The following is an 18,546-nucleotide window of genomic DNA, read 5'->3' as shown; positions in this document are numbered from 1 at the left end:
ATGGATCAGCCGACCGGCTTGAATGATTTTGGCCAGGCGACGGTGAGTTCCGACCGAAATTCCATTTCAGCGTTATCCGCCGCGGACAAACCCAGCGCGTGCCCCAGATCTTCGGCTTATCGAACCGTCACTCGTTTGCTGGATCTAGTCGTTGCCATTGGAGAAATTGCAACAGGTAAGCTCAGCTATACTGATCCCACATATCGCACTCGCCTTCCTGGTTAGACGCGTGTCAGCTTTGTTCGCCGACTTGAGGCCTTTGTCTTCCGGGAGACTTTGGAGACGAGGGGGAACTTTTCAGGGGATTGAATGGACGCCACAGCAAGGTCGATATCGAGAGTGGGCCAATAAGAGGTGATGTAGTTGCGGCCATTCGACGTTGATGATCTCTTCTACCGAAGCGCCTTTGAACCAGGGAAAGGCCTTGAAGGCGACAAAGAGCTCTTGGTCGGTCAGTAAGACCCAGAAGCCATGCTTCGAGATGTTGGTGACCTCAGCTCCCGAAATGTTCATCCGGCGCACCATGGCCTCACTTCGTACTGGTACAGCGCATGTTCCGCCGTGAGATTCCCAGTACCGGCAAATCTACTTGTTGCCAGTCAGGGACGCAAGGCATGTAGGCTCAGCTGTACTGATCCCACGTGTCGCATTGCTTGATCGACCAGAACACCGCTTCTTTGAGCTTCTTCAGCGTCATATTGTCCGGATCTCGAATGGCCTGTAGTTTCTTGTCCAGATCATAGAGAGGTTGGATCGACCGCTTGTCGGGGATCTTGCCGAGGGCCCAAGCGACTTCGGTCAAGACAGTCCAGTCCGTCTTGGGGTCTTGCAGCTTCGCTAGTAACGGCAGGACGACCGATGCGTCCCCATGGAGGCCTCCGAGTTGGCCTAAGGATTTTGCTGCCGCGGTCTGCACCTCCAGCTGGGGAGAGGTGTTCATCAGCTCAACGAGCAGCGGGATGCCGTCTCTGCCGAGGTTGCCAATTGCGGAGAGCGCTTGCCTGGCCAGATCGCGGTCTTTGAGCGCTTCCTTCAGCTTCGGCATCGCTTCATCGGCCTGCATGTCTCCCAGAAGCGCGATAATTTTCAGCTTCCTGGCTTGAGTAGTATCTGACGAGTCGAGCAACTTGAGTAGCCGATCCGAGTGACCCCATTCCGCCGCCAGCAACAGGGGGAACTCATACTTCTCCAAGGCTTCCTGGAGCTTCGTCATTGCGTGCCGGCCGGCATCCGGGGCTTGTGCCGCTTGGGCGGCAGCCACGGCATCCTGGAACTCCGTGCGCACTTCCTTTTGCCACTTAATCTTCATGCCTCCGAGCAGGTAGGTCAGCTGACAGGCGGGGCCTTTCCAGAGCCGAGATGGGGCATCGGGCAGGTCGGCATCTCCCCCTGTCACGGCCGTGCCTTCCCAGGTCTTGCGTTGTTCGCATTTCACGCGAAGGACGACGTCATGAGCTTGCTCAGAACTTCGAACGGCCTTGTATCCGGCTTCGGCCAGCCGTTGCGCGACGGTGTCGACGAGGGGGGCGGAGTCCGTCGTGCCCTTGTCCGTGAGGGCCAGCACGTCGACGAAGACGGTCTGGATTTTCTCCAGTTGAACCCGTTGTTCCGGTGTAAAGTACTCACGGTAGGCCAACCCGGGAGACGCAAGCAGACTCAATGCAAAAATGGAGAAGAGTATTGGTACGACAACCATACGGAATGGATAACGCATCTCTTCACTCCACTCCCGCTCGTGCCACCTAGTTCAGGTGGTATGAGGCGCTGACAGGGCGCGCCGGAACTTTTTGTCGACTGAATTGTAGTATACACCCGCAAGCTCCTCCGACGGTGTCTGTCGATATTCATTGCGGAGAAAGTGATATTGACAGTCCGTCATTCCCAATGCTACCTTCGCGAGCTCTGCTTCGTGACTTTCACGAAACTTTCAGGTCCGTCTACATAATGTAAGTGAGTCGAGAACGGTGATTAAAACAACAGTTGCGCGACGTTACGCACAGGCCCTCTTCGAACTTCTTGACCAATCCAGCATCGAAGTGACGCGGAATGCTCTCGATAGCCTGGGGCAGGCTCTAAAGGAGTCTGACCAGCTTCGACATGTCGTGGCGTCACCCGCGTTCAGTGTGGAGGAAAAGATCTCGGTGTTGCAGGGGCTGGCTGAAAAATTAGGATGTCCACAGGCCGGTCAGGCATTTCTTGGACAATTGGTGAAGAAGAGCCGGATCGGGTTCTTGCCTGAGATTGCCGTGGCGTTTGGAAAATTAGTGGATCAGGCAAAGGGTACTCAGGCGGTGACGGTGTCGTCCGCAATGGCACTGCCCAGTACGGAACAGGATCGGATTAAAGCGCGGCTGCGGGACACACTCAAACGCGAAGTGGATGTCACGTTTCAGACCGACGCGAGTCATCTTGCCGGGCTGCAGATCCGCATCGGCAGCACGGTGGTCGACAGCACCGTCCAGGGTCGCCTGCGCGACCTGCACGTGGCGTTGACACGAGAATAAAAGGAGTCGTCATGCAGATCAGGGCCGAAGAAATCAGTGCGATCATCAAGGAAAAAATCAAAGGCTTCGACAAGCAGGTCGATGTCAAGGAAACGGGCTCGGTCATTCAGGTCGGCGACGGTATTGCCAAGGTCTACGGTCTGGATGGGGCCATGGCCGGAGAGATGCTGGAGTTCCCTGGTGGACTCTATGGCATCGCGCTCAACCTGGAAGAAGACAATGTCGGGGCCGTGTTGATGGGTGACGACGTCGGCATCAAGGAAGGCGACCCGGTCAAGCGCACCGGTCGCATCGCGGAAATTCCGGTCGGCGAAGCGCTCGTCGGTCGTGTCGTCAATGCCATCGGTCAGCCGATCGACGGCAAGGGGCCGATCCAATCCCCGCATCATTCCCGGATCGAGGTGGTGGCCCCCGGTGTGAATACGCGGCAATCCGTCCGAGAGCCTCTGCAGACCGGCATCAAGGCCATCGACGCCATGATTCCGATCGGCCGTGGTCAGCGTGAGTTAATCATCGGTGACCGCCAGACCGGCAAGACGGCGATTGCGGTGGATACGATTATCAATCAAAAGGGTCTGGGCGTTTTCTGTATTTACGTGGCCGTCGGTCAGAAGCGATCAACAGTGGCCCGCGTGGTGAAGACGCTGGAAGAAAACCATGCGATGGAGTACAGCATGGTCGTGTCGGCGAGCGCCAGCGACCCGGCCCCGATGCAGTTTCTGGCCCCGTTCGCCGGTGCGGCCATCGGAGAATACTTCCGCGATAACGGCAAGCATGCGTTGATCGTCTACGACGATTTGTCGAAGCATGCCGTGGCCTATCGCCAGCTCTCGCTCTTGCTTCGCCGGCCTCCGGGACGCGAAGCCTATCCGGGCGATGTGTTTTATCTCCACTCACGCTTGCTTGAACGGGCAGCGAAACTCAGCGAAAAACTCGGGGGAGGAAGCCTTACTGCCTTGCCGATCATTGAAACGCAAGCCGGTGACGTGTCGGCCTATATTCCCACGAACGTCATCTCGATCACGGACGGGCAGATCTACCTTGGAAGCGATCTGTTCTATTCCGGTATCCGCCCGGCGATCAACGTCGGACTCTCGGTCTCCCGCGTCGGCGGATCCGCTCAGATTAAAACGATGAAACAGGTGGCCGGTACGCTCCGGTTGGACTTGGCTCAATATCGTGAAATGGCGGCGTTTGCCCAGTTTGGAAGCGAGCTCGACAAGGCAACGCAGCTGCAGTTGGCTCGTGGCGTACGCATGGTGGAGTTGCTCAAGCAGGGGCAATATAAACCGATGCCGGTCGCGGATCAGGTGCTCTCCATCTACGCCGGTACGCAAGGATTCCTGGACGACGTGGCGGTGGACAAGGTTCAGCAGTTTGAGGCGGATCTCTTGCATTACATTCAACAGAATCATCCGGATCTGAAGAAGGAAGTGACAACGATCAGCAAGATCGACGACAAGGTCGGTGGCCGGTTGAAAGAGATTATCTCGACCTTCAAGCAAAAGATGGGATACGGAGCCAAGTAGCTACGCACGTATGGTCGTTTCTCGTGACGCGTGAAGCGTCCGAACGCGAGATACGAACGACGAACGACGAGATACGAAGAACATGCCAAGTTTACAAAGTTTACGCCGTAAGATTTCAGCCTTTAAGAATACCCAGAAGATTACCAAAGCCATGAAGATGGTGGCTGCGGCCAAGCTGAAACGGTCTCAGGACCGCATTTTAGCCGCGCGCCCCTATGCGCATAAAATGCGTGGAGTGCTGAGTAACCTGAGTCAGCGTGTGAACCGCTCTTCTCATCCTCTTTTGCAGAAGCGTGAAGGGAAGAAGGTCGAAGTGCTTGTGGTGACGAGCGACCGAGGGCTCTGTGGCGGCTTCAACGGCAATATCGCACGCAAGAGTTCCGAATTCGTTCGGCAGTGTGAAGCCCGAGGGCTGCAAGTGAACTTGAGCATCATCGGTCGCAAGGGACGCGACTACTTTCGTCGCCGTGCATGGCCGATTCGACAAGAATGGACCGGTGTCTTCGATAAGTTAACGTTCGAGCATGCCATCGATATCGGCGGCGACCTTACGGATAATTTTGTCAAAGGCACCTACGACGAACTCTACGTCGTGTACAATGAATTCAAGTCGGCCATTCAGCAGCGGGTGATTGTCGAAAAGCTCTTCCCGATCGACGCCCAAGAGGAATTCAGCGCGGCGTCCACTGAAGGCCCTCTGAGCGGGAGCTATCTCTACGAGCCGGAAGAGGCGGAGTTGTTGGCTGCCTTGATCCCGAAGCATTTTCAGATACAGGCCTACCGGATTTTGTTGGAGTCTGCAGCAGCCGAGCATGGGGCGCGCATGGCCGCGATGGACGGGGCTACGCGCAACGCGGGGCAACTCATCAAGAAAGTCACATTGTATTACAACAAAACCAGGCAAGCGGCGATTACGAAAGAGTTGATGGATATTGTCGGCGGTGCCGAAGCATTGAAGTAAGAAACTAGTTCTGAGTGTTGGGTATCGAGTGCTGAGTCGCATCAATCATCTTCTCTCAGCACTGCACACTCAGGGCTCAGCACTTGAGCAAAAGGGGTGAACTCGTGAGTACAGGAAAAGTGATTCAAGTCATCGGACCGGTCGTGGACGTGGAGTTTCCTCCCGGCCAACTGCCCAACATTTACAATGCGATCAACGTCACGCAAGACGAGAATAAAGCGGCGGGCAAGCCGGCGGTCAAGATTACCCTCGAAGTGGCTCAGCATCTCGGTGAAAATCGGGTGCGCGGGGTGGCGATGTCCTCCACCGACGGTCTCACGCGTGGGATGGAGGTTCAGGACACAGGGGCTCCGATCTCAGTCCCAGTCGGTCGTGAAACGCTCGGTCGCCTCATCAACGTGCTCGGTGAACCGGTCGATGAAAAGGGTCCGATCAAGTCGAAGAAGATGTACCCGATCCACCGTCCTGCTCCTAAGCTTGAAGATCAAGAGACAAAGACTGAGGTACTGGAAACGGGTATCAAGGTGGTGGATCTTCTCGAGCCGTACAGCAAGGGTGGAAAAGTCGGACTCTTCGGTGGTGCCGGTGTCGGAAAGACCGTCATCATCATGGAGCTCATCAATAACATCGCTTTGCATCACGGCGGGTTTTCCGTGTTCGCCGGCGTCGGTGAGCGGACCCGTGAAGGGAACGATCTCTGGCACGAAATGCAAGAGTCGAAGGTCATCGATCCTGACGATTTCACCAAGTCCAAAGCGGCGCTGGTCTATGGACAGATGAACGAGCCTCCGGGAGCTCGGTTGCGCGTGGCCTTGACCGGTTTGGCCGTCGCCGAGTTTTTCCGTGATGAAGAGAATCAAGACGTGCTGCTCTTTGTCGACAACATTTTCCGGTTCACGCAGGCTGGGTCTGAAGTGTCCGCATTGCTCGGTCGTATGCCCTCAGCGGTCGGGTATCAACCGACCCTCTCCACCGAGATGGGTGCGCTGCAAGAACGGATTACCTCCACCAAGCGAGGTTCGATTACCTCCGTTCAGGCCGTCTATGTGCCGGCCGACGACCTCACCGACCCGGCTCCGGCCACGGCCTTTGCCCACTTGGACGCGACCACGGTGTTGTCCAGACAGTTGGCTGAGTTGGGCATCTACCCGGCGGTTGACCCCTTGGACTCCACGTCGCGTATTCTTGATCCTCAGGTCATCGGCGAGGAACATTACAAGGTCGCCCGCGGTGTTCAATCCGTCCTACAGCGTTATAAGGATCTTCAGGATATCATTGCGATCCTCGGGATGGATGAGTTGTCGGAAGACGACAAGATGGCCGTGGCGCGTGCGAGAAAGATCCAACGCTTCCTCTCGCAACCCTTCCACGTGGCCGAAGCCTTCACCGGCGCGCCTGGTAAGTACGTGAAGCTCAAGGATACGGTTCGAAGCTTTAAGGAGATCCTTGACGGCAAGTACGACCACCTGCCGGAGCAGGCATTTTACATGGTCGGGCCTATCGAGGAAGCCATTGCGAAAGCGGAAAAGATGGGAGTGAAGGTATAGGGAGTGAAAAGTAAACAGTGAAAGGTGAAACGAAGTAGCAGAGGTTTCGGGAAGTCACCTTTTACCTCTAACTTTTCACATTTCACGAGGAATACATGCCAGGGAAGTTCTTATTAGAAGTTGTGACGCCGGAAAAGCTCCTGTTGAGTCAGCAGGTGGACGAAGTGATTGCGCCTGGTTCAGAGGGAGAATTTGGGGTGCTGCCGGGCCACTGTCATTTCCTCTCGACCCTCAAGATCGGTGAGCTTCGCTATCGGGTCGATCATGAGACGCATTCGATGGCGGTGCTGTGGGGATTTGCGGAAGTCACCCCGACCAAAGTCACCATCATGGCGGAGGTTGCTGAGAAAGCCGAAGATATTGATGTGGAGCGGGCCGCCGCCAAGGTGGCTGAAGCCGAGCGTCGACTTCAGGCCGGCGGCTTGCCTTCCGAGGTCAAAGAAGCCCAGGTGAGTCTTGAAAAGGCTCGCCTGCGCAAAAAAATTGCCGAGCGTGCCAGAAAAGCAAGCCACGCCTAATCTCACGGTTTCACCCTACGCCTTCTTCTATCCATTCTTCTTATCCTCTGACCACGGGGCAGGGCCAGCGTTACCCATCTTGCTGAGCGAGGCTTCAGCTGAAAACATGTCGCATCCCATAAGCTGGCAAGCGATATGATCACGGAATTTCTCATTACGGCAGGAGAACAGCCGAAGCGGCTGGATGTTTTCCTCGTCGGCCGCGAGCGGGACACCTCCCGGTCGGCGTTGCAGCGGTTGATTGAATTGGGTCGGATACGGGTCAATGACCAGGCTGTGAAGCCGAGCCACAAGATCAAACCCGGGGACAGGATCACCATGGATGTCCCGAAACCGGAACCGCTTGCCATCAAAGGAGAGGCCATTCCACTTGAGGTCATGTTCGAGGATGAGTCCCTTCTGGTCCTGAATAAGCCGCCCGGTATCGTGGTCCATCCCGCGCCGGGGAATTGGAGCGGGACGCTGGTGAATGCGCTGTTGCACCACTTCCAAACCTCGGGTGGGACGATTTCAACAATCGGTGGAAAGGAACGCCCCGGGCTGGTGCATCGTCTGGACAAGGAAACCTCTGGCGTCATGGTAATCACGAAGACTGATACTGCCCATCGGGCCCTTGCAGCTCAGTTCAAACTCCACACGATTACCAGAGTCTATGAAGCGCTGGTCTGGGGGGTTCCCAAAAAGGGACGAGGAGTGATTGATCTGGCCATTGGGCGAGATAGTAAAGACCGAAAGAAGTTCTCATCACGAACGACGAGTCCCAAGGATTCTGTCACCGAATATGTGGTGACCCGACGGTATGGTAAGATGGCCGCACATGTCTTGCTCTATCCGCAAACCGGAAGGACGCACCAGTTGCGGGTGCATCTGACCTCACTGGGTCATCCCATTCTGGGCGATCGCACCTATGGCGGCAACAAAGTGATGGCCCTGGCGGACATTGAGATCCCACGGGTGATGCTTCATGCCAGGACGCTGGGCTTTGCCCATCCCACTGCAGCCACCAGAGAGGAATTCACGAGACCGTTCCCTGCCGATATGGAGCGCGTGGTTCATGCGTTCGAGCAGCTGATTGCACCGGGGGATCAAATGCCTGCTGGTGCCATGCCTGTAGGAACAGCCGATGAGGAGCCATGCTGACGGCAGAGGTATTGGATGCCATCGGTGGTCTCACCGCCCATGTCAAAGCTTATGCCGCGACGCTACCCTCCATCGTGCATCTGAAGGCCGTACCGTCCGGCGTAAAACCTTCTGCGGAGGCGATGGACAGTTATGAGGTGATCGTCACACGAACACAACGTCAAAGTGCGGGCACTCCCTACAAGGGCCTCAATGAATCCTTGGTCTGTTCTTTGGAAGCCTTCGAGCAAGGCAATCTGATCGGCACCGTCCAAGCGCTCCTGACCGTCATCGACCAGCTCGAACGCATGCAACGGGATACAGAGATTGAAGTCGGACGAGTGGACGAGAAGCGACTCACGGAATACCGCGTTGCCCTCCGGAAAGTGCTTCCCGGGAATCAGCCGGAATTAGCAGAAACGGGTAGAGGCTCGTAGGGGACAGTGGTGAGTGATGGGTACTGAGTTCTTCGTTCTTCCGAGAAGCTCAGCTCATCCCTCAACACTCGCGACTCAACACTCGTAGACGTGGCTAGTGCCCCATCTTTGGTCCTAACGCATTGGATCCGGTCGTGACCAGCTTGAATCGCGCAAGGGTCCCGCAGTGAGGACACTTCGCGCGAACCGTTTCAGCGTCGAGTATCTCGTACTCTTCCGCTCGTAACCACATGAGTTGGAAGCATTTGGAACAGGTACGGACTTGCGTTGACATTGGTTTCCTCGTACACTCCAGATCAATCCGAGGGATACTGTAGTATAAGATGCCTCCAACCCTCAAGCCTGCTGTTACCTATTCTCATCATGAACTTCCTGAAGTGTCTCAGCTTCTAGGACTCTTTCGTCAGGCTCCATGGGCGAAGGATCGGACCCTGGCTGACGCCAAGGAAATGCTTGAGCATACGGATCTCGCGATTTGTGCCCGGGATAGCGAGCGACTGATTGGATTTGGACGCGTCCTCACGGATTTTGTCTATCGGGCGACGATTTGGGATGTGATTGTCGATCGGGCCTATCAAGGGCAGGGGATTGGCACAGAGATCGTCAAACGGATTCTTCATCACCCTCAACTGCAACGGGTTGAACTGGTTTGGCTTTGTACCAGACGCCCAGGTTTCTATGAGCGACTCGGCTTCAGTTCCAAAGAGCAGACTGGTATGGTCTGGAGCCGAAGCAAGAACAGCCGATCTGAGTAAGAACCACCGATAACAATGTGCGGTCTCTTACTCGGTGATGAGTGAAGATCCTGCCGTCAGCTTCGGTCTTGTTTCACGCTTAGAAGAACATCTTCCCGCCAAACAAGAACCCAAACGAAGAGGCGTTCCAGTCGTTGTTCCGGCCACCGGTGCCAGTTGTATGCCCATCGTTGCGTTTGTAGGCCCATTCCACGTTAAGGGCGAACCGTTCGTTGAGTTTGTAATCAGTGCCCCATCCCAATCGCCAGGCGAAGGTATTACTTGGGCTAATCCGAACTGCGGTCTCCTCGCCAAAGCTGTTCACGTTGACGCCGAAGCTCATATTCACATAGGGGCTGAGCGAACCTGATCTGGCTGGGCGTATTTCAATAGTCGGTAGAACTGAAACCGTGTCCTGGTGCCCAAGGTCCACGTCCGGCTGTTCCACGCTCACTCCATGGCGCTCCCATTCGAGCATCATGCCCACCAAGAACCAGGTATTGAGGCTGTACATCGCTTGGAAGTTCACCAGCGGACCAATTGAAGTAGAGGTCTCTTGCGACAGCTGTTGAGTCAGTGGTGCGAATCCGGCACGAACGCCAAGTACCACCCTGCCGGCCTCAATTCCTCCAAACTCTTGTGCGGAAGCGGTCGTGGAAAAGGGAAACAGTGAGAACAACACAATGAACAGCACGGCAGCCACGAGCTCTTTGACCCATTGCCCACGCATACCACACCTCCGTATCCCTGGTGTAAGGAAACCCCTTGAGCTGCCAAGCCGAGAAGGCCCGTCACTCCTGGTGTTGATGACACTGTCGAGACGACTACGATCCAATGCTTTGGACAACTCGGCATACCATCCAGTGATGATGGCAGTACTTCATAGAGCTTAACACGGTGGCTAATGAGAGTGAACGATTTCGGTGCGTCTTACTCGCTTAGGTGAGAAGAGAACCGCCGCAAAGAATATGGCGGTCGCCAGCAGCACAATCGCCGGCCCTGAGGGAACGTCCCAGATGGCGGAAATCAAGACTCCTAGGACCGAGGTTGTGATTCCGAAGCCTGCAGAATACAGGGTTAAGGTCCTCAGGCTATGTGTGAGTTGATAGGCCGTCGAAGCCGGAATCAGAATCATGGCAAAGACGAGAATGGCCCCCACTGTCTTGAGCGACACCACGACGGTGAGCGCAACGAGCGTCAGCAACAGAAAAAACATCTGCCGAGCCGGAACGCCGGAAGCTTCGGCCATTTCCTGATCGAACGCAATGAAATAAAGTTCTTTGGCAAACAGGAGCAGCACGCTCAACACCAGCACGCTCAACGCACCGATGATACGCAGCTCTTCGGGTGTGACGGAGAGCACGCTGCCGAAGAGATATCCATAGACCTCGGCATTGTAGCTCTTCATCAGTCCGATAAAGAGGATGCCTAGTGCCATGGTCATCGTATAGAGAATCCCGATGGAGACATCGAGTTTCATCCGGCCTCGTTCCTCAACCCAGCCGGTGATCCAGACTGTCGCCAAACCAAATACAATCGCTAGGAGCAGTGGTGGCCAGCCCATCAAATAGCCTAGTGCCACCCCTGCAAAGGCAGCGTGGGATGTTCCGGCACCGACGAAGGCGAGTCCCCGTAGGACAACAAACACACCGATGATCGAACAGAGCCCACCGACCATTGCCGCAGCGAGGAGAGAGCGTTGCATGAAGTCATAGGCGAGGAGGTCAAGCATTGCTCTTAAGGCCCAACGAGTGGAGACTTGAGAAGTACCACCGTATGTGATGATGTTCGAAAGGCAAGCCCATTCGATCCCCATCGCACGAGGCCAGTGTACCTTGTAAATTGTGGTACGGTCGGAACACCCAAATTAGGAATGTCGACGGACCCGAGGAACGCAAGAGAACTCATATCATATACCTGAACAGATGCCGTAGAATCATTGGCTCCTCCTGTCACGAAAAACACCTTGTGAGAAACAGGATCGACTGTGACACTAGAACCTCCTCCGGAGGGATTCCCATCGCGAGTAAAGGAGCCTACAACATTATAGGTTAATGAATCGAGTACATATCCACTTGCCGTATAAATACGACCATTACTGTATTTAAAATCACGACCTGGCCAATTGTCTAACCGGCTGAAGTCTATAAGCGAGAGCCCAGAAGGCGTAACCGAAATCCGTGAAAGTGAGCCGGGGCTGAATGTTCCCAAGGCATATAAAAGAGCACTAGAATCGCCAAATTCGACAAAGTGCACGGATACTGGCCCTTGTGCACCAGATGTATTTGGGAGCTCAGTCCCATCTTGAAAGACGACAGCCTCATACGCTTCGTTGAAATTGCATGAGCCGGATGCAAGGTGCCTGGCCCGAGCCACGACAATACCACGAGCGTTACTCGGTAGAACATCAATGTCCTTACCGCATAGATACTCCTGGGGAGTTGTAGAAGGCGGAGTCCCTAATGGGATAACTAAATTAGACGTCAAGGAAGGCAAGCTCAGTCTTCGAATCGTACTTTCGTTATCAAGACTCACATATAAGAACTGTCCGTTATCAGAAATGGCAATCTTATTCGGCTCATTGCCGACTACGACCGATGTTCCTCGTGCTCGAGTTACGGGGTCTATCGTAATGATGCTGCCCTGACTTCCAGGGGTGGAGGCGTATAGCTTCCCAGAGATCCTGTCGTAGCCAAGATCATTGGTGGCAATGGACAGGGTGTGAACATTGCTAACGGTCACGGGGACCAGATTGCTGCCGCCAAAAACTGAAATATTGGTTGTGCCCATTTGAGCAGCTGTAACCAGACCCGTTTCTGACACACTCGCAACAGATGGGTCAGCGGATTTCCAGAAAAACTGAATTCCAGGAATGGGGTTATTGCTTTGATCAAACGCAGTGGCGCGTAGCTGTAGCGTTTGGCCCTCAGGAAGCGAGACGGATGAGGGGGTGATTTCAATTCGCAAACCACTTCCTTGTCCATTGACAACATATCCAAGTAACTGTTCTGTGATGGAGGCAATAACTGGCCCATCCTCAATCTGAGCTTCCACGATCTCCTTAACTTGGCCAACCCCCGGTACGAGCCACGTGGTGTTGGTTTGTGTGACTGTTGCGGCTCCACCTTTTGTGAAACTCACGATAAACACGGCCTTTAATTCCATGCGTAGGCTTTGGGGAAACGTACCAGCTGGAACCGTTATACTTTCTATGCCGAGCCCTGTTTGAGAAAGCTTGAGCGTATAGCTCTCGTTTGCCCCATCCCCATCTTCGTCATTACCCCAGTCGAGGCCAGTGCGTTCAGAAAGTAGTGTAGTCGTGCCGGTTGCCAATGGGAAATGCACGGCTTGGTACGGAGCTAATTGTCGCGTGACATCGTCGTTAGGATCGTCATTTCCGTATGAAGTGATACCGGTCACTCCCTTTACGCTGTAGCTCTTTTCTGCTCTGTTCTCTCCTTCGTCGTTGGTTTCAGAAAAGATCGTGCTATTCACTCCATGGTTGGGAGCAGGGCCCTGTCCTGAGATAAGAATATTAGTCTCATAGTTTACCGAGGGTGACCCTGAAATAGATCTTGCTCCCTGGTATCGCCAAATGTTCCCGTGTTCGAAAGGGAAAAAGTTTCCGATGTCTCCTGTTCCTTGAGGCGTTTGTCCATTCGTAGCAGCTGCAGCAAGAAATCCTGTTAGCTGAGCATTAGTTCCAACTGTGGTCTTGACGAGGTCTACAGCCTGGTCAATTGATGTTGCTGTCCCAAGGTTCTGTAGGGCGCCGATCAATCCAACTGCACCGCTGATATCGGATGCCTCCTGAAGGGTAAGATTGCTCATAGGTCCACCGTTGAGCGATTGAACTGCCAGTTGATAGGCTGCTTCGGATGCTGGGTTAATATCGGTCACAGTGCCGACAACAAAAGATCGCATCTCTTTCCCGCCGGGGCCAGCCACACGCACCATCAGATCACTTGCGGGCTCCAACCCTAGAGCAGTGAGATTAAAGGAGTACCGTCCTCCAGAGGTCGTCGTTGTCGTGAGCACGCTAAAGTTCGTCGCATTGGCATTAAGTCTAGCCAGTTGAACGATGGTGCTGTCTGGAACATCGACGAGGCCAGTCAATGCTGCATGGGCTTTTGACACAAAGAGATCTCCCAAGTTGTTCTTCTTGAAAAAGGCGACTTGTCCACCTGGGGCCTGAACCGTTCCGGAAACTACGGTCTGTGGTGTGTTCGAAGCAGGAGGAGGTGCTCCCTCTCCGCCGCCACTACTGCAGCTTGAAAGAGAAGCTACGAGACACGCTATGCAGCTGAAGAAGAGTAGACTACGGACAGCATGGTTCATGATTGGCTCCCCCATGAATGAAGGAGGCTATTGTAGGGTTCGTACCTAAGCTTATGCCAATAGAACAGCAGCCTTCAGAAGTAGGGAGATACCACCAATTAGGCTAGTGGTGATGATGGTAGTCTTCGACGATGACGAGATCTTTCTCGGTAATCACAAGTTCTTTCCCGTAGACTTGGTGGAGGATCTCCGGCTTGAGGACTTCGGCTGGGGGACCGGCGGCGTAGAGCCTGGTTTTGAGGAGCACGAGTCGATCCACTCTCGACCGGATCATATTAATATCATGCGTGATGAGCAGCACGGTCAGCTTGAGCTCGTCATGAAGATGCTGGACGAGCTCAATGACGTTGTGCTGCATGGTGATATCCAATCCGGTTGTGGGCTCATCAAGGATGAGTACTTTGGGTTGCTGTGCCAATGCCCTCGCAATAAAGACTCGCTGCTGCTGCCCGCCGGATAGATGGCCGAGCGCCGTATCTTTATGAGATGCCATGTCAACTTGCGCAAGGGCGTCCATTGCGATCTGACGATCCTTCTTCCCGGGTCTCTTCAGCAGTCCAAGGGCACCATAACGTCCCATCATGACGGTCTCAAGAACGGTCACAGGAAAGTTGCGATCAACCACTCCCTTTTGTGGAAGGTACCCGATCTGGGCCCGGTGGTGGCAGCGGAGTTCGCTGCAGGCACAATCAAAGATATGCAGGTGGCCTTCCATCGGCGGAAGCAGTCCTAACACGGCGCGGCAAAGTGTTGTTTTACCCGATCCGTTTGGGCCGATCACGCCAACAAACTCGCCGTCGTAAATGGGCAGGGAAATATCCTTGAGCGCAATCAGCCCAGGAAAACCGAAGGATGCATGATCGAAATGGATAATCGGACTGCGGCCGGTAGACACGGATCCCTCTGTTCTATCCGAAGACATGAATGGATTTCCTGAGCGGCTGCTAGGTGGACTCCAACGCGCCAACTAATTGGAGCACATTGTAACGAAGCATGTCGAGGTAACTGTCAGTTCCCGGAATTCCACCCGGCATCGTGGTCAGCACAACAACACGAGCTTTAGTATCTCGTGACAGCAGTTCCGGAAGCCGTTGGCTCAGCTGAACTTCTGAGGCGATGACCCGAATATGATGGCTGTTAATCTTCGTAATCAACTGCTGAAGGTGTAGGGCGGAGGGTTCTGTCCCGGACTGGGTATGGATCGTGTCGACGATCTGAAAGCTAAATCGCTTGGCAAGGTAGGGCCAAGCCGGATGATGTGCGATGAAACGCCGGTCCGGGAGGCGTTCAGTGCGCTTCATCAGCTCCTGTTGGACGTGTGCAAGTCGTTGCAGATAGGCGTCCTGATTTGCTTGAAAATCGGCTGCATGAACCGGATCAACGTCGATGAGGGCCCGGGTGATGTGGTGCAACATGATGCTGACATTCACGGGATCCAACCAAATATGTGGATTCCCTCCAGATTCGGCGCCATGCGTTCCCGGATGGCTCTCTTCGTGGGCCTCTCCATCGTCAGGAAGAAGCTCAACGCCCTGGGATGTTGTGATGACGCGTAATCTGGTACTTCCGGCATTTTTCACCAACGAGGTGACCCAAACTTCAAGCCCAAGGCCGACCTCGAACAGGAGGTGAGCCTTGCGGACCGCGACCAAATCACTGGGTTTGGGGGAGTAGGTATGTTCGTTTTCATAGCCACTCAGCAAAGACTTCACCTGTACAAACGGGCCACCGACCTGTTCGGTCAGGTCCCTTAAGACGGGAATAGTGACGACGATAGGAATTGGGTCACGAGCGTTTACTATTGGGATGAAGAAGGCAGACCATATAACAAGCGTGAGGAGAGCAAACCCAATACCCCGCATGCATTTGTAGGTGAGACGAAACATCGGCGGCGACCGTAGCATCCAGGTTTTCGCTCTGTCAACGCCATCTTAAGCGCGTCCATCAAGCAGGGCACAGTCCGTGTCGGGATGAGGCGGCAACTTGATCATATGGTCGAGAGCCGAGCAAATCCGGAACCACACTCATGGGTTTTTGCAATCTCTTGATTGGCCCTGGCCATTCGTCTCCTTGACCATCTCCGTGAGTTCGATTAGCGTAGCGCACATAGCCCATGAGACGTGGTATGGTCAGGAAAGGATGTCGCGCATGAAGGTCGTTGGGCTCATGTCGGGAACGTCTGCCGATGGCGTTGATGCCGCATTAGTATCAATTGTTCGGAAAGCAACTCGACTTGAGGTGGAGATGGGAGCATTCTATTCGCTTCCCTATCCGCGCTCGCTCCAGCAGCGACTGCTCTCCGCATCGGTATCAGGGACGGTCGCCGATCTGTGCCATCTGAATGCGCTGCTGGGGGAATGGTTCGCTGATGCTGCGCTGGGAGCGATTCGAGCCGCTCAGTTAACAACCGAAGAGGTTGATCTTATCGGGTCTCATGGCCAGACTGTGCACCATCTGCCGAATGGAATTAAGGATACGCGGGTTGGGGCGATTCGGTCTACCCTCCAAATTGGCGAGCCTGCGGTGATTGCTGAGAGGACTGGAATTACCACGGTCGCCAATTTTCGCCCCCGCGATATTGCCGCTGGTGGACAGGGAGCGCCGCTGACGCCGGGTATCCATGCCTTGCTGTTTCAACATCACCGCCGGGGGCGACTCATTGTCAACCTTGGGGGGATCAGCAATGTCACCTACCTGCCGCGTGGAGCCGGAGGAGACGGGTTGATGGCGTTTGACACGGGTCCGGCCAATATGGTCCTGGATGGCATTATGTTCCGGAGCACGAATGGCCGTTTCACCATGGACCGTGATGGACGCCTCGCGGCCAAGGGGCGAGTCGATTCACGATTGTTGGCCAAACTGTTGGCCTATCCCTATCTCTCTCAGGCGCCTCCCAAATCGACTGGTCGGGAAATGTTTGGGGAGGCCATGCAGACGGAGTTACTCAGCTGGCCGCAGGCGCGCAAGCTATCGGTCGAGGATCTGTTGGCCACCTGTACACGATGGACTGCTGAGGCCGTTGGCACGGCACGGCGCTGGGTCAAGGGTGGGATCGATGAAGTGATCGTCGGCGGAGGCGGAGTGAGAAACCGGGCAATTATGGAGCATCTGAAGGCTGTGTTTGCTCCGGTTCCGGTCACCACCTTTGAGGCGCACGGCTGGGATAGTAAGGCGCTGGAGTCGGTGGCCTTTGCGATTTTGGCCTATCAAACGGTGATGGAGCAGTGCGGGAACGTTCCGGCGGTGACAGGCGCCGCGTCTCCCAGGCTGTTGGGTTGTATTGTTCCAAGTGGGCCGGGATGGTATGAGCGATTACATCCGGGTCGACGGAGAAAGTAAACGACGATGAAGCTTCTACTGCTTGTGACGGTTCTCACCTTGATCATCTTCGGTATCTGGTGGTATCGAAGACAAACGCGCCGAAGCAAGAAAGCGGTGTCCCGCAGTATGATGCCTTCTGATGTCACCCTCAGCCCGACTCCGCTCTTGGCTGAAGACGAAGTCGCGCTCTATAACCTCCTGCGAATGGTCGTCCAAGAACGCTATCTTGTCTTTGCCAAGGTGCCGCTCGGCTCATTTCTCACGGTCGATGCGGGGGGGAAGGAACGAGTCCAGGTCCTCCGTCATCTTGCTCTGAAGCGGGTTGACTTTGCGTTGGTGCACCCAGGGTCCCGTCAAGTTGAGCAGGTGGTGCAGATTGAACCTCAATCCCATGAACTTCATCAGGTGGAATCACAACAAATCATCGAGTCCTTGCTTGATACGGCCGGGATCAAGCTGAGGAAGCTTCAGGCCAAGAGGACGTACCCTCTCGCACATCTCGCCACTCGATTGGAACTTACTGCAGAGGATTAAGATCTGTATCAATCGAGTTGTCCAACGGGGCGGGTGTTGGAATGGCAATGATGGTGGGGAGGTATCTTTGCCGGGATCTCTTGCCTCGCTCGCGCTTCGAGTGCCTCTTCCTTCGGAACCGTCAATCGTTTGATCGCTCAGATTGGAGCTGCGGTGACGATGTGGAGGGCTCTTCGCTGGGGGACAGCGCTTCGACCGCCTTGCGCGCAACTTCTGCTTCGGGACTTTCCGGATATTGATCGATAACACGATCGAACATCAGACGGGCCTTCTCTTGATCTCTCAGTTTGATATAGGTCTGGCCCAGCTTGAGAGTCGAGGCGGCCAACTTTGGGCTGAGCGGGTAATTGGACACGACGTCGTAGAAGGACTGTAGGGCGTCTCGATATCGCCGAGTACGAAACTGGCATTCTCCAATCCAGTATTGTGCGTTGGCTGCCAGTGCGGATTGACCGTGGAGCTCAATGAACAGGCGAAAACCGGCCATCGCCGCTTCGTAGTCGCGGTGTTTGAATTCCTCCATGATGCGATCATAGAGATGACGGGGTGCATCCTGACGCTGCGCAGGGGCGGCAAATGGCTGACCTGCTGAGAAAACAATAACGAGCATGAGGAGGATTCCAATACCTTGTCTCGCAGCCATATCAGGCCTCCATCGGTTCAACCAAAGTCGAGTGGGTTGTAAAGCAATCGGTATGCCCAGCATATGGAGAAGTGGGGGAGGGAAGCGCTGAAAAAACAGGGCCTTGCGTGAGCCTCTGCATGAGAAAACAAGGACATTGTCGGTAACGGAGTATGCAGGACACAGAATTGTACAAGATGGTTTACCTACTCAGATCACCACGATGTAATCACCAGTGCAAAGACCGGAGAGGGTCTTCTCCCGGGAGTGCACTATGTCGAACGGTATCCTGTCACGTGCTGGTCCAATGCATTGGTCCTGATGTTATCCAATGGACAAACCGCCGCATTAGGACCCCGATTGATGTCAACGCCTCACTCGC

19 protein-coding genes are annotated in these 18,546 nt (G+C 54.7%); 10 read left to right on the top strand and 9 right to left on the bottom strand.

What is annotated here, in order from left to right; all coding sequences use genetic code 11:
• Positions 1 to 297: 297 nt before the first annotated feature.
• Positions 298 to 513: a DUF2442 domain-containing protein gene (locus ACMTNU_RS08055; RefSeq protein ID WP_413934720.1), complete on the bottom strand. Its 216-nt coding sequence runs from the start codon at positions 511 to 513 to the stop codon at positions 298 to 300.
• 109 nt (positions 514 to 622) lie between these two features.
• Positions 623 to 1,714, bottom strand: coding sequence for a HEAT repeat domain-containing protein (locus tag ACMTNU_RS08050; RefSeq protein WP_413934719.1), 1,092 nt, complete (start codon positions 1,712 to 1,714; stop codon positions 623 to 625).
• A gap of 250 nt (positions 1,715 to 1,964) precedes the next feature.
• Here ACMTNU_RS08050 and atpH point away from each other — a divergent pair, with 250 nt between their 5' ends.
• From atpH to ACMTNU_RS08015, 7 genes are all read left to right on the top strand, one after another.
• Entirely contained in the window at positions 1,965 to 2,504 is a 540-nt protein-coding gene (gene atpH / locus ACMTNU_RS08045) for an ATP synthase F1 subunit delta (protein WP_413934718.1), read from the top strand.
• 11 nt (positions 2,505 to 2,515) lie between these two features.
• Positions 2,516 to 4,033 (top strand): F0F1 ATP synthase subunit alpha, encoded by a 1,518-nt coding sequence (gene atpA / locus ACMTNU_RS08040; RefSeq protein ID WP_413934717.1) that lies wholly within the window; start codon positions 2,516 to 2,518, stop codon positions 4,031 to 4,033.
• Between the two features lie 82 nt (positions 4,034 to 4,115).
• A complete protein-coding gene (gene atpG / locus ACMTNU_RS08035) occupies positions 4,116 to 4,994 on the top strand; it encodes an ATP synthase F1 subunit gamma (protein ID WP_413934716.1) in 879 nt (292 codons plus the stop codon).
• 104 nt (positions 4,995 to 5,098) lie between these two features.
• Positions 5,099 to 6,541: a F0F1 ATP synthase subunit beta gene (gene atpD, locus ACMTNU_RS08030; RefSeq protein ID WP_413934715.1), complete on the top strand. Its 1,443-nt coding sequence runs from the start codon at positions 5,099 to 5,101 to the stop codon at positions 6,539 to 6,541.
• 95 nt (positions 6,542 to 6,636) lie between these two features.
• The gene (locus ACMTNU_RS08025) at positions 6,637 to 7,059 is read left to right on the top strand and encodes a F0F1 ATP synthase subunit epsilon (RefSeq protein ID WP_413934714.1); all 423 of its coding nucleotides are present in this window, start codon (positions 6,637 to 6,639) and stop codon (positions 7,057 to 7,059) included.
• A 135-nt stretch (positions 7,060 to 7,194) separates the two neighbouring features.
• Positions 7,195 to 8,199 carry an RluA family pseudouridine synthase gene (locus tag ACMTNU_RS08020; RefSeq protein WP_413934713.1) on the top strand — a complete coding sequence of 335 codons (1,005 nt, stop codon included), beginning with the start codon at positions 7,195 to 7,197 and terminating at the stop codon, positions 8,197 to 8,199.
• Complete coding sequence (locus tag ACMTNU_RS08015; RefSeq protein ID WP_413934712.1) at positions 8,193 to 8,615, top strand: hypothetical protein; 423 nt, start codon at positions 8,193 to 8,195, stop codon at positions 8,613 to 8,615. The genes ACMTNU_RS08020 and ACMTNU_RS08015 overlap by 7 nt, the downstream gene beginning before the upstream one ends.
• Positions 8,616 to 8,709: 94 nt before the next feature.
• On the opposite strand, the gene ACMTNU_RS08010 is transcribed toward ACMTNU_RS08015, so the two are convergent.
• Positions 8,710 to 8,889 carry a hypothetical protein gene (locus ACMTNU_RS08010; RefSeq protein WP_413934711.1) on the bottom strand — a complete coding sequence of 60 codons (180 nt, stop codon included), beginning with the start codon at positions 8,887 to 8,889 and terminating at the stop codon, positions 8,710 to 8,712.
• A 49-nt stretch (positions 8,890 to 8,938) separates the two neighbouring features.
• On the opposite strand from ACMTNU_RS08010, the gene ACMTNU_RS08005 reads away from it, so the two are divergent.
• Entirely contained in the window at positions 8,939 to 9,370 is a 432-nt protein-coding gene (locus ACMTNU_RS08005; protein ID WP_413934710.1) for a GNAT family N-acetyltransferase, read from the top strand.
• A 79-nt stretch (positions 9,371 to 9,449) separates the two neighbouring features.
• Here ACMTNU_RS08005 and ACMTNU_RS08000 read toward each other — a convergent pair whose 3' ends face one another.
• From ACMTNU_RS08000 to ACMTNU_RS07980, 5 genes are all read right to left on the bottom strand, one after another.
• Positions 9,450 to 10,079, bottom strand: coding sequence for an outer membrane beta-barrel protein (locus tag ACMTNU_RS08000; RefSeq protein WP_413934709.1), 630 nt, complete (start codon positions 10,077 to 10,079; stop codon positions 9,450 to 9,452).
• A 171-nt stretch (positions 10,080 to 10,250) separates the two neighbouring features.
• The gene (locus ACMTNU_RS07995) at positions 10,251 to 11,054 is read right to left on the bottom strand and encodes a metal ABC transporter permease (RefSeq protein WP_413934708.1); all 804 of its coding nucleotides are present in this window, start codon (positions 11,052 to 11,054) and stop codon (positions 10,251 to 10,253) included.
• A 32-nt stretch (positions 11,055 to 11,086) separates the two neighbouring features.
• The gene (locus ACMTNU_RS07990; protein ID WP_413934707.1) at positions 11,087 to 13,687 is read right to left on the bottom strand and encodes an Ig-like domain-containing protein; all 2,601 of its coding nucleotides are present in this window, start codon (positions 13,685 to 13,687) and stop codon (positions 11,087 to 11,089) included.
• Between the two features lie 103 nt (positions 13,688 to 13,790).
• The gene (locus tag ACMTNU_RS07985; protein WP_413934706.1) at positions 13,791 to 14,609 is read right to left on the bottom strand and encodes a metal ABC transporter ATP-binding protein; all 819 of its coding nucleotides are present in this window, start codon (positions 14,607 to 14,609) and stop codon (positions 13,791 to 13,793) included.
• 22 nt (positions 14,610 to 14,631) lie between these two features.
• Positions 14,632 to 15,573 carry a metal ABC transporter substrate-binding protein gene (locus tag ACMTNU_RS07980; RefSeq protein ID WP_413934705.1) on the bottom strand — a complete coding sequence of 314 codons (942 nt, stop codon included), beginning with the start codon at positions 15,571 to 15,573 and terminating at the stop codon, positions 14,632 to 14,634.
• Positions 15,574 to 15,835: 262 nt separating this feature from the next.
• Here ACMTNU_RS07980 and ACMTNU_RS07975 point away from each other — a divergent pair, with 262 nt between their 5' ends.
• Both ACMTNU_RS07975 and ACMTNU_RS07970 read left to right on the top strand, forming a co-directional pair.
• Positions 15,836 to 17,026, top strand: a complete 1,191-nt coding sequence (locus tag ACMTNU_RS07975) for an anhydro-N-acetylmuramic acid kinase (protein WP_413934704.1) — start codon at positions 15,836 to 15,838, stop codon at positions 17,024 to 17,026.
• Between the two features lie 6 nt (positions 17,027 to 17,032).
• A complete protein-coding gene (locus ACMTNU_RS07970) occupies positions 17,033 to 17,542 on the top strand; it encodes a DUF2726 domain-containing protein (RefSeq protein WP_413934703.1) in 510 nt (169 codons plus the stop codon).
• Between the two features lie 121 nt (positions 17,543 to 17,663).
• On the opposite strand, the gene ybgF is transcribed toward ACMTNU_RS07970, so the two are convergent.
• Positions 17,664 to 18,185 carry a tol-pal system protein YbgF gene (gene ybgF, locus ACMTNU_RS07965; protein ID WP_413934702.1) on the bottom strand — a complete coding sequence of 174 codons (522 nt, stop codon included), beginning with the start codon at positions 18,183 to 18,185 and terminating at the stop codon, positions 17,664 to 17,666.
• Between the last annotated feature and the right edge of the window lie 361 nt (positions 18,186 to 18,546).

Origin of the sequence: Nitrospira sp. BLG_1, assembly GCF_047338595.1 — a bacterium.
Taxonomy (GTDB): domain Bacteria; phylum Nitrospirota; class Nitrospiria; order Nitrospirales; family Nitrospiraceae; genus Nitrospira_D.
Note: the sequence above shows the minus strand (reverse complement) of the source record. Positions and strands in the feature narration are given on the sequence as shown.